Here is a 15,193-nt window from a genome sequence, read left to right on the forward strand (position 1 = left end):
CAGCGACACGACTCCGGTCGCGGGCACCTACAGGTCCTTGATCCGGATGTCCCGGTACGACACCACGTCCGTCGTGCCGTGCACCTGGAGGCCCAGGTAGCCGGAGGCGAACCGCCGCCCGTCCGTGCCCGGATCGTCCGCCCGCGGCGGGGAGAACTCCTGTCCGCCGGTGTTGTCGAACTCGTTGATCAGCACACCGTTGCGGAACACCGAGTAGTGCTGGCCGACCACCCGGATCTCGTAGTCGTTCCAGGTGCCCTTCTGGGTCACGCCGGCCCCGGCCAGACCCACCCGGTCGAAGCCGTAGGCCGAGCCGGTCTTGTACAGGTCGCCGTCGGGCCGGTCCAGCACCTGCACCTCGTGCCCGTACTTGATGGCCGCCCACTCCGGACGCGGCTCCTCGGCCTGGCCGTGGACCCACGGGAAGCGCACGAACACACCGGAGTTGGCGTTCCCGATGCCCGGCGCGTCGTCCCGCCACTGCAACCGCAGCGAGAAGTCGCCGTACTTGCGCTGCGGGAACCACAGCATCCCGAGACCGTCCCTCGTGGTGCCCGAGGTGATCGAGCCGTCGCCGTTCGGGGTGAAGGAGCCGCCGCCCACGTGCTCCCACCGGGCGAAGGACTCCGCACTGCCGTCCATGATCGTGCGGTAGCCCTCGGTCTGCCCCGGCCTGCCGATCCCGGACGCGCGGGCCGCGTCGAGGACGGCGCCGTGCTCCCGCTCGTCGACGACCCCGCCGCGCAGCAGCCCGTCCAGCACGGTCCGCACGTGCTTGAGGAACAGGGCGTGGGACGTCCACTCCCGCTCGTCCTCGATCAACTCGTTGATCCGGCACCGGTTGTCGGTCACCCGGTTCGGCACCCCGCTGTCGACCGTGCCGACGATCACCGTCGACCGCTCGTCCCACTCGGGGCAGTCGGGCGCGGGCACCCCGCCGCCGGCCGCCACCGCGAAGCTCACGCTGCGCGCCGCGGCGGTGTTGCCCGCCTTGTCGCTCGCCCGGTACGCCACCGTGTGGGTGCCGGCCCGGTCGACGATCACCGGTGCGGTGTACGCCAGGTAGGGCCCGCCGTCGAGCGAGTACTCGACGGCCGCGACCCCGGAGCCGCCCTCGTCGCTCGCGCTGACGGTGACGCGGGCGTTGCCGACGTAGGCGCCCGCGGAGTTGCGCGTGCCCTCGACGGTCACGCCGGTCACCGGGGGAGTGGTGTCCCGCGGGGGTGCGGCGACCACCGTGAACGTGACGCTCCGCTCGGCCGACGCGTTGCCCGCCCTGTCGACGGCCCGGTAGCGGACGGTGTGGGTGCCGCTCCGGTGGAGCATGACGGGGGCGGTGTACAGGGTCCAGTCGCCCGCCGTGCCGACCGCGTACTGGATGCGGTCGACACCCGACCCCGTGTCGGACGCCGTGACCGTGACGGTCGCCATGTCGACATAGGTCCCGTCGGTGTTCCGTTCCCCGCTCACCGTCGCCGAGGTCTCCGGCGGGGTGGTGTCGTCGGAGGGCGGGGGAGCCACGGTGAACGCCACGGTCTTCTCGGCGGAGGCGTTGCCCGCCTTGTCGAAGGCGCGGTGGCGGAGCGTGTGGCTGCCGACCCGGTCGACGACCACGGGTGCGGTGTACGGCAGCCAGTCGCCCGTGGCGTCGACGGCGTACTGGATCCTGTCGACCCCCGACCCGCCGGCGTCGTCGGTCGCCGAGACCGTCACGCTCGCCGACCCGACGTACTCGCCTTCGGCGTTCTGCACCCCGCTCACCCGCGCCGTCGTCTCCGGCGCGGTGGTGTCCTCGCCGCTGCCCTCGGTCACCACGAGGATGCCCTGCATCTGACCGTGCCCGGGGATCGTGCAGTGGTAGAGGTAGCGGCCCGGAGAGAGCGTGACCTCGGCGGTGTGCCGGCCGCCCGCGTCGTCGTTCGGGTTGGCCAGGACGTTCAGCTGCACGTCGTCGTTGAACTCGGGGTCGTTCGTCACGAACGTCAACGTGTGCGGCATTCCCGTGGTGTTGCCGGTCGCCGCGCTGTTCTCGAAGACGATCGTCGCCGGTCCCGCCACCGCCGTCGTCGGCGCCGTCGTGTACCTGGTGATGTCGTCGCCCGCCGTCCAGGCCAGCACCTGCGCGGCCGCGGCGGGCGGCGCGGAGGGCGGGTCCTGCCCGGGCCGCGCGGCGCTCGGCACGGCCTGCAGACCGAGCACCGTCAGTACGGCGGCCAGCAGCGCCGTCCACACGCTCCGTCGCCCCGTCACCGCGTCCCCCTCACCAGTTGCCCCGCGGCCGGGGTCGGCCCGCCGCCGGTGTACGTGACCCGCCACAGCGCCGACCTGGCGTCGGAGGTGAAGAAGCCGCGCCCGTAGTCGAGGACGTAGAGCGCGCCGTCCGGACCGAACTTCCAGTCCATGAGGTTCTTGATGCCGTCGTTGCCGACCGGCACGATTTTCTTCAACGACTCGGAGTGCACCGGCAGGCCCCCGTCGCCCTGGGTCGCCGGGTCCATCAGCACCGCGTTGCGCGGCTGCTCGCCGTCGTAGAAGTCGCCGACGAACCACTTGCCGTCCCAGTAGGCGGGCCACTTGGCCGGGCTCGCGTTCGCCGCGTCGTAGCGGTAGACCGGCCCGTTCATCGCGGCCTGACCGCCGCCCTTCAGCCAGGGCGACAGGTAGCGGGCCTCCTCCTGCTTGTACGACGGGACGCCGCTCGCGTCCCGCGGATAGTCCGGGGCACCGCCCTGGGGCGAGTACCAGATGTTGTTGCCGGTGACCGGCGGCAGGTCGACCAGGCCGTCGTTGTTCGGCGACTCGTTCTTCGGGTGGTCGCAGTCGTACCAGCCGAGCGGCTGCGTCGGGTCCGGCAGATTGCGGTCGCGGTAGGGCTGCTTGTTGCCCATGCAGTACGGCCAGCCCCGGTTGGACGCCTTGGTGATGACGGCGAACGTGTCGTACTTGGCGGGGCCCCACGTCGTCGACGGGGTGCTCGCGTCCGGTCCCACCCAGCCCGCGTACAGGATGTCGGTCCGCCGGTCGACGGAGATGCGGGCCGGGTTGCGGACCCCCATCACGTAGATCTCGCCGCGCGTCTTGCCGCCGCCCTCGTCGGTCTCCCGGCCGGTGAAGAGGTTGCCCTCGGGGAGCGTGTACGTGCCGTCCGGCTCCGGGTGGACGCGCAGGATCTTGCCGTTGAGGTTGTTGGTGTTCCCGGCGGTGCGGCGCGCGTCGGCGAAGGAGACGCCCCGGTAGTTCGGCTGCGGGTTGTTGCCGGAGTAACCACCGCTGAAACCGCTCGAGTTGTTGTCGCCGGTCGCGATGTACAGGTTGCCCTTGGAGTCCCAGGCCATCCCGCCGCCGGCGTGGCAGCAACTGTGCACCTGCACCGGCCACTTCAGCAGTACCTTCTCGCTGCCGAGGTCCAGTCTGTCCGTGGCGGGGTCGAGCGTGAAACGGGAGACGCGCCGCTCGGCCGTCCGCTTCTCGCGGTCGAGCCCCGCGTGGGGCGTGTAGTGCAGGTACACCCAGCCGTTCTGCTCGAACCGCGGGTCCAGCTCGATGCCGAGCAGGCCTTCCTCGACCTTGACCAGCTCGTCACCGCCGCCCTTGTTGCCGAACACGGTCAACGCGCCCGCCAGGGTCACCTTCCCGGTCGCCGGGTCGTAGACGTGGATCTCGCCCCTGCCCTTGCCGATGTCCGGATCGTTCCAGTCGGTGATGACGGGCTGGGAGGAGTCGGCGCCGCCGCGACCGATGTACAGCACCCGGCCGTCGGGCGCCGTGACCAGGCCGTGCGGCTCACCGATCTGGTCGTTGCGGCCCGGCTGGTTGGGCCGGGTCAGCCGTTCGGCCTTGTAGTTCGCCGCGATGGTCGCCTTGCAGTCGGCCTGCGCCAGCCGGGTCGTCCACAGCAGCGCGCCCCGCAGGTGCGCGCGGAAGTCCGTCTCGTCGTACGAGGACGCCGTGCCGCCCATGCCCGTGTAGAAGGACCGGCCGCCGTCGTAGTCCCGGCACCAGCTGATCGGGTGGTCGGCGCCGTTGGCGCCCGCGCCCGGCCGGTACGTCGTCTCGCGCACCCGGGCGACGGTGTGCACGGTGCCGGAGGGATTGCGCGTCCAGTTCGGCCACCGGTCGGGGCGCTTCCACTCGACGGGGAGGTCCTTCCCGGCCGGGTGCCGGCGGTCGCCCACCTCGACGGTGGCCCGCTGCACGGCGCTCGGACCGTTTGCCGTCGGGCGGGCGCCGATCAGGCCGGTGAACCAGTCCGAGTACGGTTCCGCGCGCGCCGCGTCGTGGAGGCCGACGAAACCGCCGCCCGCCTCCATGTAGGCCTCCAGGCCCGCCTCCTGCTCGGGATCGAGCACGTCGCCGCCCCCGGTCAGGAACACGACGGCGTTGTAGCCGCCCAGCCGCGCCCCGTCGGTGAAGACCGAGGCGTCGTCGGTGGCCTCGACCTCGAAGCGCTGGTCCGGCGCACCGGTGAGGCCGATGTCCTCGATCGCCTCGATGCCGGCGTCGACGACCGGCGACTCCTCCCCGGCGGCCGCGGAGCCGTGGAAGACGAGGACGTTCACCCCCGGACCACCCGGCGGCGACTTCACGGACATCGTTGTCGGCGACGGTTCCGGCGCCGGGCGCGCCTGCACGGCGGGACCCGACAGCAGCCCGGCGGTGACGGCCCCGGCGGCCACGGCGGCCGCCCTGGCCCGTCTCCTGCGGCGTCCGGCCCTTCGCGCACCGCTCACCCTTGTCGTGCTCAACCCTCGTAAGTGCATGGGCACCTCCCTGGTCACAGCGACAGCGCCAAGGAAGCTAGACCCCTTTGCCCGGCTCGCCAATACCGATGACCGCAATGGCACGAACTTTGTCCTGGGTGTGGATGAACGGTGCGGCGACCGGTACCGTCACACGGGCTCATCACGAAAGTCACCGGTACGCCTCCACAAGTCCCTCGTCAGGATGGGGAGTTCCGCATGGACAGACGCGGTTTCAACCGGCGGGTGCTGCTCGGCGGCGCCGCGGCGGCGACATCGTTGTCACCGACCGCCTCCCGGGCCGCCGGTGCCGGCACCCGGGCCGCGGCGGCCCCGGCCGGCGGCCAGGTGCGGCACCTCAGGCTGTACGCCGAGAAGCTCCCCGACGGGCAGCTCGGCTACGGGTTCGAGAAGGGCCGGGCCACGATCCCGGGCCCGCTGATCGAGGTGAACGAGGGCGACACCGTCCACATCGAGTTCGAGAACACCCTGGACGTGCCGGCGAGCCTGCACGTGCACGGCCTCGACTACGAGACCTCCAGCGACGGCACGGCGCTGAACCACAGCGACGTGGAACCGGGCGGCTCGCGCACCTACACCTGGCGCACCCACCTCCCCGGCCGCCGCGCGGACGGCACCTGGCGGGCCGGCAGCGCGGGCTACTGGCACTACCACGACCACGTCGTCGGCACGGAACACGGCACGGGCGGCATCCGCAAGGGCCTCTACGGACCGGTGATCGTCCGGCGCAAGGGCGACGTCCTGCCCGACGCCACCCACACGATCGTCTTCAACGACATGACGATCAACAACAGGCCCGCCCACAGCGGCCCGGACTTCGAGGCCGTCGTGGGCGACCGCGTCGAGTTCGTGATGATCACGCACGGCGAGTACTACCACACCTTCCACCTGCATGGACATCGCTGGGCCGACAACCGCACCGGCACGCTCACCGGCCCGGACGACCCCAGCCAGGTCGTCGACAACAAGATCGTCGGCCCGGCCGACTCCTTCGGCTTCCAGGTGATCGCGGGGGAGGGCGTGGGCGCCGGCGCGTGGATGTACCACTGCCACGTGCAGAGCCACTCCGACATGGGGATGGTGGGCCTGTTCCTGGTGCGCAAACCCGACGGCACGATCCCCGGGTACGAGCCCCACGACCCCCACGCGCACTGACGGACCCCGGACGGCGGACCCGCCGCCCCCGGCAGCGAGAGCGCTCTCACCTCCTCCTCCCTCGCCGCGGCTATCCTGAGCCGCACCGCACCGAGGAGGAGCCCCGAAGTGAGAGACACAGCGCCCCGTCCCACGCTGGAGGCAGTGGCCGCGCGGGCGGGGGTCTCGCGGGCGACCGTCTCACGGGTCGTCAACGGCGGTGACGGGGTCCGCGAGCCGCTCGTCGAGCGGGTCCGGCGCGCGGTGGACGAACTCGGGTACGTTCCCAACCAGGCCGCGCGCAGCCTGGTGACGAGGCGGCACGACGCCGTCGCCGTCGTCATCGCCGAACCCGAGACCCGGGTCTTCGCCGACCCCTTCTTCGCCCTGCAACTGCGCGGCATCAGCAAGGAGCTGGCCGCTCACGACAACCAACTCGTGCTGCTGCTCACCGAGGGCCGCGACGACCACGTCCGGGTCGCCCGCTACCTCGCCGGGGGCCATGTCGACGGCGCCCTCGTCTTCTCCCTCCACGTCGACGACCCGCTCCCCGGACTGATCCGGGGCGCCGGGGTGCCGACGGTGTTCGGCGGCCGCCCCGGCTGGGGCGACGGCACGTGCGACGTCAGGTACGTGGACAGCGACAACCGGGGCGGCGCCCGGGAGGCCGTACGGCATCTCGTCGGACTCGGCCGCACCCGCGTCGCGCACATCACCGGGCCGCTGGACCAGACCTCCGCGGCGGACCGGCTCCAGGGCTTCCGGGACGTGAGGGGGGACGCCGACCCGCGGCTCGTGGTGGAGAGCGATTTCACCCCCGGCGGCGGTGAACGCGCCATGCGCGAGCTCCTCGACCGCTGCCCGGACGTCGACGCCGTGTTCGCCGCCAACGACCTCACCGCTTCGGGCGTCCTGCGCGTGCTGCGGGAACGCGGACTGCGGGTGCCCGAGGACGTCGCCGTGGTCGGCTTCGACGACATGGTGCCGTTGGCCGAACAGACCGACCCGCCCCTGACCACGGTCCGTCAGGACATCGAGGAGATGGGCCGCGTCATGACCCGCCTCCTGCTGCGCGGCCCCGACCGCCGCGACACCGCGGGGTCCGCCCCGGATTCCGGGGAGCCCGCCGCCCCGAACGGCCTGGTCCTGCCGACCACCCTGGTGCGCCGCGCCTCCGCGTAGCGCGGGCCGGCTCCGGAAGGCAGGGCACGCCGCCCCGCGCCTCTGCCCTCATCCGTCCCGGGGTTCGCTCCTGATCACCGCGAAGCGCGCCCCGTCCGGATCGGCCAGCTTGGCGATCCGGCCCACGCCCGCCACGTCCGCCGGGGCCGTCCGGACACCGCCGCCCAGTTCCTCGGCCCGCGCCGCGACCGCGTCGACGTCCGGCACCTCGACGTACGGCAGCCAGTACGCCGGGTACGGCGCCTCCGCGGGGTCGTCGGCCAGCGGCACGAACCCGCCGAACACGGACTCCTCGCCCGCCCCGGCCGGATTCACGCTGGTGTACGTGCCGGTGGGGAAGGGGACGCCCGCGGTCTCCAGGCCCAGGGTGGCGTAGTAGAAGGCGGCCGCCGCGGCGATGTCCGGGGTGTACAGCTCGACCCGGCACAGCGAGCCCGGCTCACCCGCCACGTCCACGCCCTCGAGCCGGCCCGGCTGCCAGACGCCGAAGGGCACCCCCGCCGGATCGGCGATGATCGCCATCGTGCCCCGGTCCACGACCTCGAGCGGCGGGAACAGCACCCTGCCGTGCGCCCGCGCGGCCGCTTCGCACGTGGCGTCCGCGTCGGCTGTCCGGAAGTAGACCGTCCACGCCGGCGGGCCCTGCTCCGGAGCGGTCTGCACACCGCCCGCCGCGGTCCTCCCGTCCAGCTGGAAGAAGCCGTAGCCGCCGGCGTCGGGCCCCGCCGACCGGAACCGCCAGCCGAAGAGGGCGCCGTAGAAGGCGGCCGCGCGGTCGACGTCGGACGTGCCGATGTCGAGCCAGCTCGGAGCGCCGTTGACGAAACGGGTGGTGAGCATCCTCGCCCTCCTCCTCGGAAGCCCCGTTCTCCGCACTGCTTGCGTGCGCTGCCTCTGTGCTCTGCCGAGTCTCGCACCGCCCACCGACAACCGCTGCCGGAGCCGGGACGACGGGCCCGGCGCGCCGCCGTGCGCCGCGGCGTGCCCCGGGGGCACCATCAGTGCGGCCGGGGCCCTGCCGGAGCGCGTATATCCGCCGTTGATGGAACGTTTTTCGCCGCGCGTCACGATGCTGCCCATGTACACCGACACGATTCCCTCCCCCGACCTCGCCTGGCAGCGGCAGGCCCTGTGCGCACAGACCGGGGCGGACTTCTTCTTCCCGGAACCGGGCAGCTCGGTACGGGAGGCCAAGCGCATCTGCGGCATGTGCGAGATGCGGTCCGCATGCCTCGACTACGCCCTCGCCCACGACGAACGCTTCGGTGTGTGGGGCGGTCTGTCCGAGAAGGAACGCCTGCACCTGCGCCGTGCCTCGCGCTGAGCGGGCGGGGGCGGGGAGCCGGCGAATCCGTACGACCGCATCGCGGGGGTGTGGTCGAGGGGAGCGGGCCGAGGTCGCCGCGTCCTTCGCCCGCGACGGGCGGCCGCGGCGCCGAGGGCACCCGACGCCGAGGTACCGGACGCCGACGCGGTGGCGGCGGGAGGCCGCGGACCGCGAACGGCCCGCACCGGGGACGTGCTTCCCGGTGCGGGCCGTTCACGAGGTGCCGCGGTGGCGGTGGGTCAGCCCGCGGCGCGGGCGGCCATGCGGGCCTTGCGTGTTGCCAGCTTCTCGTCGAACTTCAGGGCCTCGGCGTCCAGACCGCCCATGAACAGACCGAGTTCCTCCTGCGCCTTCAGGCCCTCCGGGCCGAGGCCGTCCAGCTCCAGGACCTTCAGGTGGCGCAGGACGGGCTGGAGCACGTCGTCGTGGTGGATGCGCATGTTGTAGACCTCGCCGATCGCCATCTGCGCCGCCGCCCGCTCGAAGCCGGGGATGCCGTGGCCGGGCATGCGGAAGTTGACGACCACGTCGCGCACCGCCTGCATGGTCAGGTCGGGCGCCAGCTCGAAGGCGGCCTTCAGCAGGTTGCGGTAGAAGACCATGTGGAGGTTCTCGTCGGTCGCGATGCGCGCCAGCATGCGGTCGCAGACCGGGTCGCCGGACTGGTGGCCGGTGTTGCGGTGCGAGATGCGGGTCGCCAGCTCCTGGAAGGCGACGTAGGCCACCGAGTGCAGCATCGAGTGACGGTTGTCCGACTCGAAGCCCTCGCTCATGTGCGACATCCGGAACGCTTCCAGCTTGTCCGGGTCCACCGCGCGCGAGGCGAGCAGGTAGTCGCGCATCACGATGCCGTGCCGGCCCTCCTCCGCCGTCCAGCGGTGCACCCAGGTGCCCCAGGCGCCGTCACGGCCGAACAGCGAGGCGATCTCGTGGTGGTAGCTGGGGAGGTTGTCCTCGGTGAGCAGGTTCACGACCAGCGCGATCCGGCCGATCTCGGTGACCTTCGACTGCTCCTTCTCCCAGGCCTCGCCGTCCTCGAAGAAGCCGGGGAAGTTGCGGCCGTCGCTCCAGGGCACGTACTCGTGCGGCATCCAGTCCTTGGCGACCTTCAGATGCCGGTTCAGCTCCGTCTCGACCACTTCCTCCAGGGCGTACAGCAGCCGGGCGTCGGTCCAGACGGCGGAGGGGCTGCCGAGGTGCGGGGAGGTGAGCGTCACGGATACTCCAGGGGGACGTGATGTGAAGCGGACTGCGTCCGGCGGGCGGTGCCGAACCTAGAACTTACGGGATCGTAGGCTACGAACCCGTAGGTTACGTAGCCGTAGGTTAAGTTCCAGGTAAAGGCTGCTGATCAGCACCTGTCTCACCGGACGCCCAAGGGGATTATCGGGTACCCCGAAGGGCCCCCGGGACACGCAGGTCGCGGGGCCGAACCGGTGACAAGATCACCCGGTCAGGCGTACAGGTCCCGCATCCGCACCGAGAGGCACGTCACACATCCCTCGAGCTTCTCGAACTCGCCGATGTCGACCACGACGGGCTCGTACCCGAGGTCGGAGAGCAGATCCGCCGTCTTCGGCGCGCTCGCGGCGATGAGCAGTTTCGGGCCGCCGAGCAGCACCACGTGGGCGCCGGCCTCCTCGGGCACCGACAGGAACCGCGGGAACAGCGCCGGTCGGTCCACCTTCGGGATGTGGCCGATCACCGTGCCGTCGGGCAGCGCGGTGACCGCCGACTTCAGGTGCAGCACCTTGCTCACGGGGACGGCCACGACCCGTGCCCCGAGCGGTTCGAAGGTTTCCCGCACCTGCTGGACGCCGGCCGCGTTGGTGCGGCCGCCCCGGCCCACGTAGACCGTGTCGCCGCACTTGAGGACGTCGCCGCCGTCCAGCGTGCCCGGCTCCCAGATCCAGTTGACCGAGCAGCCCAGCCGGGCCACGGCCTCCTCGACCCCGGCGGTCTCCGCGCGCCGGGACTCGGCTCCGGACCGCGCGATCAGGGCGACGTTGCGGTACATCACCACCGTGTCCTCGACGAACACGGCGTCGGGGCAGTCGTCGGCGGGGTCGACCTCGACGGTCTCCCAGCCCGTCGACCGCAGGGCCTCGGCGTAGGCCTCCCACTGCTCCAGTGCGAGGTCCACGTCGACCGTCCCGCGCTCGACGTGCGTCACCAGACCTTCGGCGAGACGCGGGCCGGGGCGGCGGATGAGGGCCTTCTTGCTGGGCACGTCCAGATCTCCGAATCGGCGGTGGCTGACCGGCGCCGGGTGCGGGGCGCCGGTCAGCCATCATGCAGGGCCGCTCCACCACGGCAAAACCCCACCGCCTGGCCGTGGCCCTCCTGAGACCCGCCGCGCTACGCCGGGTCCGCCAGCTCCTGTGCCGAGGTCTCCCGCAGTTCCCCGTCGAGCAGCAGCCAGCGGGTGATCCCGATCGACTCCAGGAACGGCAGGTCGTGGCCGGCCACGATCAGCGCGCCCTCGTAGGACTCCAGGGCGGAGGTGAGCTGCCGGACGCTCGCCATGTCGAGGTTGTTCGTCGGCTCGTCGAGCATCAGCAGCTGCGGCGCGGGCTCGGCCAGCATCAGCGCCGCGAGCGTCGCCCGGAACCGTTCGCCGCCGGACAGCGTCGCCGCCCTCTGGTCGGCGCGGGCGCCCCGGAACAGGAAGCGGGCCAGCCGGGCCCGGATCCGGTTGTTGGTGGCGTCCGGCGCGAAGCGGGCCACGTTCTCGGCGACCGTCAGCCCGTCGTCGAGGACGTCCAGCCGCTGCGGCAGGAAACGCAGCGGCACGTGCGCGCGCGCCTCGCCCGCCACCGGGTCCAGCTCCCCGGCGATCGTGCGCAGCAGCGTCGTCTTGCCCGCGCCGTTGCGCCCCACCAGCGCCACCCGCTCGGGCCCGCGCAGGTCGAGACCGCCCTCCACGCGCGCGCCGTAAGCGAGCCGCAGGTCCAGCAGGGTGAGCACCTCACGGCCCGGCGGTACGGCCGTGTGGGGCAGGTCGACGCGGATCTCGTCGTCGTCGCGGACCGCCTCGACGGCCTCGTCGAGCCGCTCCCTGGCCTCGGCGAGCTTCTCCTCGTGCAGGATGCGGTGCTTGCCGGCGGACTCCTGCGCCGCCCGCTTGCGCGCCCCCATCACGATCTTCGGCTCGCGTTTCTGGTCCCACATCTTCTGGCCGTACCGCTTGCGCCGGGCCAGTTTCATGTGCGCCTCGGACAGTTCGCGTTTCTGCTTGCGCAGGTCGGACTCCGCGGCGCGCACCATGCGCTCGGCGGCCTCCTGTTCGGTGGCGAGCGCCTGCTCGTAGGCCGAGAAGTTGCCGCCGTACCAGGCCACCTCCCCGGCGCGCAGGTCGGCGATCTGGTCGACGAGTTCGAGCAGCTCCCGGTCGTGGCTGACGACGACCATCACGCCCGGCCAGCCCGCGACGGCCGCGTACAGCCGCCGCCGGGCGTACAGGTCGAGGTTGTTGGTCGGTTCGTCGAGCAGCAGGACGTCCGGCCGGCGCAGCAGCAGCGCGGCCAGCCGCAGCAGGACGGACTCGCCGCCGGACACCTCGCCGACGGTGCGGTCCAGGCCGATGCGGCCGAGTCCGAGTTCGCCGAGGGTGGCCAGGGCGCGTTCCTCGACGTCCCAGTCGTCGCCGAGGGTCTCGAAGTGCTCCTCGGCCCCGTCGCCGCCCTCGATGGCGTGCAGCGCGGCCCGGCGGGCGGCGATGCCGAGGACCTCGTCGACGCGGAGGGAGGTGCCGAGCGTGACGTTCTGCGGGAGGTGGCCGATCTCGCCGGCCGTGCGGACGGTGCCGTCGGAGGGGGTGAGTTCGCCGGCGATCAGCTTCAGCAGGGTCGACTTGCCGGCGCCGTTGACGCCGACGAGTCCGGTCCGGCCGGGGCCGAAGGCGACGTCGAGCCCGTCCAGGACGGGGGTGCCGTCGGGCCAGGCGAAGGAGAGGGAGGTGCAGGTGATCGAAGGTGACAAGGGGGCCTCGCGGTCGCGTGTGCGGTCAGGACGACGCGTGTCGAGACACCGGAGGGCGGCGACCACCGCGGGAGCGGAGGGAGCGCGGGGCCGTGAGGAACGCCACGGGAACCCGTGGGAAGGCCCTGCTCCGCAAGGACGGCTCGAACGCCGAGGTCGCACGCGACGCCCACACCCGTGGGGTGTGCGGCGTGGTGTCTCAGGACCTCAGACGAGCAACGTCCTTCTCCTATCGGCGGCAACAGATGCGTGACCGACCGTAGGAGGGGCCGGGAGGGACTGTCAACGGATTAAAGGGCGTCCCCCATCAGCTCCGCCAGGTCGCGGTCCAGATCGAGCTGCAGGTGCTCCAGACCGGCCGGCACGAGTTCGCCGGCGGCCTCGAGGAAGCGCCGGATCTCCGCCGAGTGCACGTGCACGATCGCCGTGCCCTCCGGCGCGTGGAACTCCAGCACCGTCCGGTCGTACCCGTACGGCCGCACGCGCACGTCACCGTCGCCCTCGGCGTCGTGCAGACCCGCGGTGAGCAGGTCGCGGGCGAAGGTCCAGCAGACGTCCACGCCCTCCAGCGTGGCCGGGGCCGGGAAGGTCATGCGGACGGCGAAGGGGTCACGACGGTCGTAGTGCAGCGTGGCGGGGATGCTCTGCATCCGCGGCGCGGCGGCGACCAGGCGCGCCTCGACGGGCTGCTCGATGACGATGGACAACGCCTTGCTCCCTTGTGACGGCGGGGCGAACTACCGGGTGGGTGAGGCCGGACACTGGAAGAGACGCCGGAACCGGCCGATGCGTGCACACGCAGTCCGAGTGACCTCGGTCACCGCCTTTCATGCACACGAGTGACTCACCTCTCCTGCCGTGCCTCTGCGGACCGGTGAGGCGAGGGAGGGCATCTGGACGCCACCGGGACGGTGGACTAGCTTCGCCCGCCATGAGGCCCTCGGGGAAGACGCGACGCACGATCCGTACGGCACGCACGGCACCGGCGAGGCGCGCGGGGCGGACGGCGGCGGTGGGAGCGGCCTGCGCGGCGGTGCTGGCCGTGCTGACGGCCGTACCCGCGCAGGCGCACGCCACCGGGCGGGCCGGCCACGCGCCCGCGTGGGCGCCCAAGGACACCGGAGCCCCGACCGTCCGCTTCCGCGGGCTGGCCGCGGTCGACCGGGACACCGCCTGGCTGGCGGGCACGCGGGGCACCGTCCTGCGCACCACCGACGGCGGCGCGAGCTGGCGGAACGTCTCCCCGCCCGGCGCCGCCGACCTCCAGTTCAGGGACGTGGAGGCCTTCGACGCGCGGCACGCCGTGGTGCTGGCCATCGGCGAGGGCGAGGCCTCCCGTGTCTATCGCACCGCCGACGGCGGGACGACCTGGACGGAGTCCTTCCGCAACACCGACGCACGGGCCTTCTACGACTGCCTGACCTTCTTCGACCGCCGCCACGGCCTCGCGATGAGCGACCCGGTGGACGGCAGGTTCCGCATCCTGTCGACCAGCGACGGCGGCCGCTCCTGGACGGTGCTGCCGGACGCGGGAATGCCGCCCGCCCTGCCGGGCGAGGCGGGCTTCGCGGCGAGCGGTCAGTGCCTGGTCTCGGCCGGTCCCCGGGACGTGTGGCTGGCCACCGGCGGCGCCGCACGCGCGCGCGTGCTGCACTCCGCGGACCGGGGGCGGACCTGGACGGTCACCGACGCCCCGATCCCGGCGGGCGACCCCGCGCGCGGGGTGTTCGCGCTCGCCTTCCGCGACCGCGGTCACGGCCTCGCGGTCGGCGGCGACCACCGCGCCGACCAGCCCTCCCCGTCGGCCGCCGCCACGACCGGCGACGCGGGCCGGACCTGGCGGCCCGCCGGCACGCCCCCGCCCGCCTACCGCTCCGGCGTCGCCTGGCTGCCGCACAGCCGCACCGCCGCCCTCGCGGTCGGCCCCACCGGCACCGACCTGACCACCGACGCCGGCCGCACCTGGCGCACCCTCGACACCGGCTCGTACGACACCGTCGACTGCGCCCCGGACCACGGCTGCTGGGCCGCCGGTGAACAGGGGCGGGTGGCACGCCTGGAGAGGTGAGCGGTTCGCGGGGTACCCGGGTGGTGCGGACACGAGAGGAGTGAGCGCACATGCCACGCGGTTCCAGCCCCAAGCGGGAGCGCCAGTACGAGCACATCAAGGAGAGCGCGCGGGAACGGGGGGAGAGCGCCGGCCGGGCGGAGGAGATCGCCGCCCGCACGGTGAACAAGGAGCGTGCCCGGTCCGGCGAGTCGAAGACCGCGAGCCGCACCTCCACGCAGGACAAGTCGTCCGGCGAGCGGGGCGGTCAGCGGTCCGGCAAGGGCTCCGGGGGTCCCACCTACGACCAGCTGTACGAGGAGGCCAAGCGCCGTGGCGTCCACGGCCGTTCGGACATGAACAAGAGCCAGTTGCAGCGCGCCCTGGGCAAGGACTGAGGACGCGGCCGACGCGGTCAGCCCGGCGTCTCCCGGTGACGCTCCAGCTCGGGAGCCGTCTTGGTCGCCGCGAACTCCGTGACGCGGTACGCGCACACACCGGCCAGGACGAAGGGGTCGCCCGCGGCGATCCCCTCGATCGTGGCGCGGTCCTCCGCGACGGCGAGGATCACCCCGCCGTCGCGGGGGTTCTTGCGCCCGGACGCCAGGAACACCCCGCGCGTGTACTGCTCGTCGAGCCAGGCCACGTGGTCCGGCAGGACGGCGTCCACGGCGTCCAGGGGTGCCGTGTAGGTCAGTTCCAGTACGAACATGATCGCGAGCCTACGCCGTCCGGGGGAGCCCGCGTAGGCTCGTCCCCACC

At 72.6% G+C, this 15,193-nt stretch carries 13 protein-coding genes; 5 read left to right on the forward strand and 8 right to left on the reverse strand.

The genetic code is table 11. The features are described from left to right. Positions 1–27: 27 nt before the first annotated feature. Complete coding sequence (locus tag AB0N31_RS19000; RefSeq protein ID WP_366059538.1) at positions 28–2,250, reverse strand: family 16 glycoside hydrolase; 2,223 nt, start codon at positions 2,248–2,250, stop codon at positions 28–30. Then, positions 2,247–4,760 (reverse strand): ThuA domain-containing protein, encoded by a 2,514-nt coding sequence (locus tag AB0N31_RS19005; protein ID WP_366059539.1) that lies wholly within the window; start codon positions 4,758–4,760, stop codon positions 2,247–2,249. The genes AB0N31_RS19000 and AB0N31_RS19005 overlap by 4 nt, the downstream gene beginning before the upstream one ends. A 198-nt stretch (positions 4,761–4,958) precedes the next feature. On the opposite strand from AB0N31_RS19005, the gene AB0N31_RS19010 reads away from it, so the two are divergent. Then, complete coding sequence (locus AB0N31_RS19010; protein ID WP_366059540.1) at positions 4,959–5,915, forward strand: multicopper oxidase domain-containing protein; 957 nt, start codon at positions 4,959–4,961, stop codon at positions 5,913–5,915. A gap of 108 nt (positions 5,916–6,023) precedes the next feature. After that, positions 6,024–7,076 (forward strand): LacI family DNA-binding transcriptional regulator, encoded by a 1,053-nt coding sequence (locus AB0N31_RS19015; protein ID WP_366059541.1) that lies wholly within the window; start codon positions 6,024–6,026, stop codon positions 7,074–7,076. 48 nt (positions 7,077–7,124) lie between these two features. Here AB0N31_RS19015 and AB0N31_RS19020 read toward each other — a convergent pair whose 3' ends face one another. Further along, a complete protein-coding gene (locus AB0N31_RS19020) occupies positions 7,125–7,916 on the reverse strand; it encodes a VOC family protein (RefSeq protein WP_366059542.1) in 792 nt (263 codons plus the stop codon). 238 nt (positions 7,917–8,154) lie between these two features. On the opposite strand from AB0N31_RS19020, the gene AB0N31_RS19025 reads away from it, so the two are divergent. Then, entirely contained in the window at positions 8,155–8,400 is a 246-nt protein-coding gene (locus AB0N31_RS19025) for a WhiB family transcriptional regulator (RefSeq protein WP_366059543.1), read from the forward strand. A 242-nt stretch (positions 8,401–8,642) separates the two neighbouring features. Here AB0N31_RS19025 and AB0N31_RS19030 read toward each other — a convergent pair whose 3' ends face one another. The 4 genes from AB0N31_RS19030 to AB0N31_RS19045 form a co-directional block, all read right to left on the reverse strand. After that, positions 8,643–9,620: an acyl-ACP desaturase gene (locus AB0N31_RS19030; protein WP_366059544.1), complete on the reverse strand. Its 978-nt coding sequence runs from the start codon at positions 9,618–9,620 to the stop codon at positions 8,643–8,645. Positions 9,621–9,856: 236 nt separating this feature from the next. Further along, on the reverse strand, positions 9,857–10,633 hold the full coding sequence (ddaH, locus tag AB0N31_RS19035) for a dimethylargininase (protein WP_366059545.1): 777 nt from the start codon (positions 10,631–10,633) through the stop codon (positions 9,857–9,859). Positions 10,634–10,761: 128 nt separating this feature from the next. Continuing rightward, on the reverse strand, positions 10,762–12,384 hold the full coding sequence (locus AB0N31_RS19040; RefSeq protein ID WP_366059546.1) for an ABC-F family ATP-binding cassette domain-containing protein: 1,623 nt from the start codon (positions 12,382–12,384) through the stop codon (positions 10,762–10,764). A gap of 290 nt (positions 12,385–12,674) precedes the next feature. Further along, a complete protein-coding gene (locus tag AB0N31_RS19045) occupies positions 12,675–13,091 on the reverse strand; it encodes an SsgA family sporulation/cell division regulator (protein ID WP_366059547.1) in 417 nt (138 codons plus the stop codon). Between the two features lie 224 nt (positions 13,092–13,315). Between AB0N31_RS19045 and AB0N31_RS19050 the strand changes: the two genes are divergently transcribed. Continuing rightward, on the forward strand, positions 13,316–14,452 hold the full coding sequence (locus tag AB0N31_RS19050) for an oxidoreductase (protein WP_366059548.1): 1,137 nt from the start codon (positions 13,316–13,318) through the stop codon (positions 14,450–14,452). Positions 14,453–14,502: 50 nt separating this feature from the next. After that, on the forward strand, positions 14,503–14,829 hold the full coding sequence (locus AB0N31_RS19055; protein ID WP_366059550.1) for a plasmid stabilization protein: 327 nt from the start codon (positions 14,503–14,505) through the stop codon (positions 14,827–14,829). 17 nt (positions 14,830–14,846) lie between these two features. Here the strand turns inward: AB0N31_RS19055 and AB0N31_RS19060 are convergent, their stop codons facing one another. Continuing rightward, positions 14,847–15,143, reverse strand: coding sequence for a YciI family protein (locus AB0N31_RS19060; protein WP_366059551.1), 297 nt, complete (start codon positions 15,141–15,143; stop codon positions 14,847–14,849). Positions 15,144–15,193: the final 50 nt, after the last annotated feature.

It is taken from the genome of Streptomyces sp. NPDC051051 (assembly GCF_040682975.1).
GTDB lineage: Bacteria > Actinomycetota > Actinomycetes > Streptomycetales > Streptomycetaceae > Streptomyces.

Coding starts and splice junctions, on each gene's coding strand:
- AB0N31_RS19055 (WP_366059550.1), top strand. CDS start 14,503: ATGCCACGCGGTTCCAGCCCCAAGCGGGAGCGCCAGTACGAGCACATC.
- AB0N31_RS19010 (WP_366059540.1), top strand. CDS start 4,959: ATGGACAGACGCGGTTTCAACCGGCGGGTGCTGCTCGGCGGCGCCGCG.
- AB0N31_RS19050 (WP_366059548.1), top strand. CDS start 13,316: ATGAGGCCCTCGGGGAAGACGCGACGCACGATCCGTACGGCACGCACG.
- AB0N31_RS19005 (WP_366059539.1), bottom strand. CDS start 4,760: ATGCACTTACGAGGGTTGAGCACGACAAGGGTGAGCGGTGCGCGAAGG.
- AB0N31_RS19025 (WP_366059543.1), top strand. CDS start 8,155: ATGTACACCGACACGATTCCCTCCCCCGACCTCGCCTGGCAGCGGCAG.
- AB0N31_RS19020 (WP_366059542.1), bottom strand. CDS start 7,916: ATGCTCACCACCCGTTTCGTCAACGGCGCTCCGAGCTGGCTCGACATC.
- AB0N31_RS19060 (WP_366059551.1), bottom strand. CDS start 15,143: ATGTTCGTACTGGAACTGACCTACACGGCACCCCTGGACGCCGTGGAC.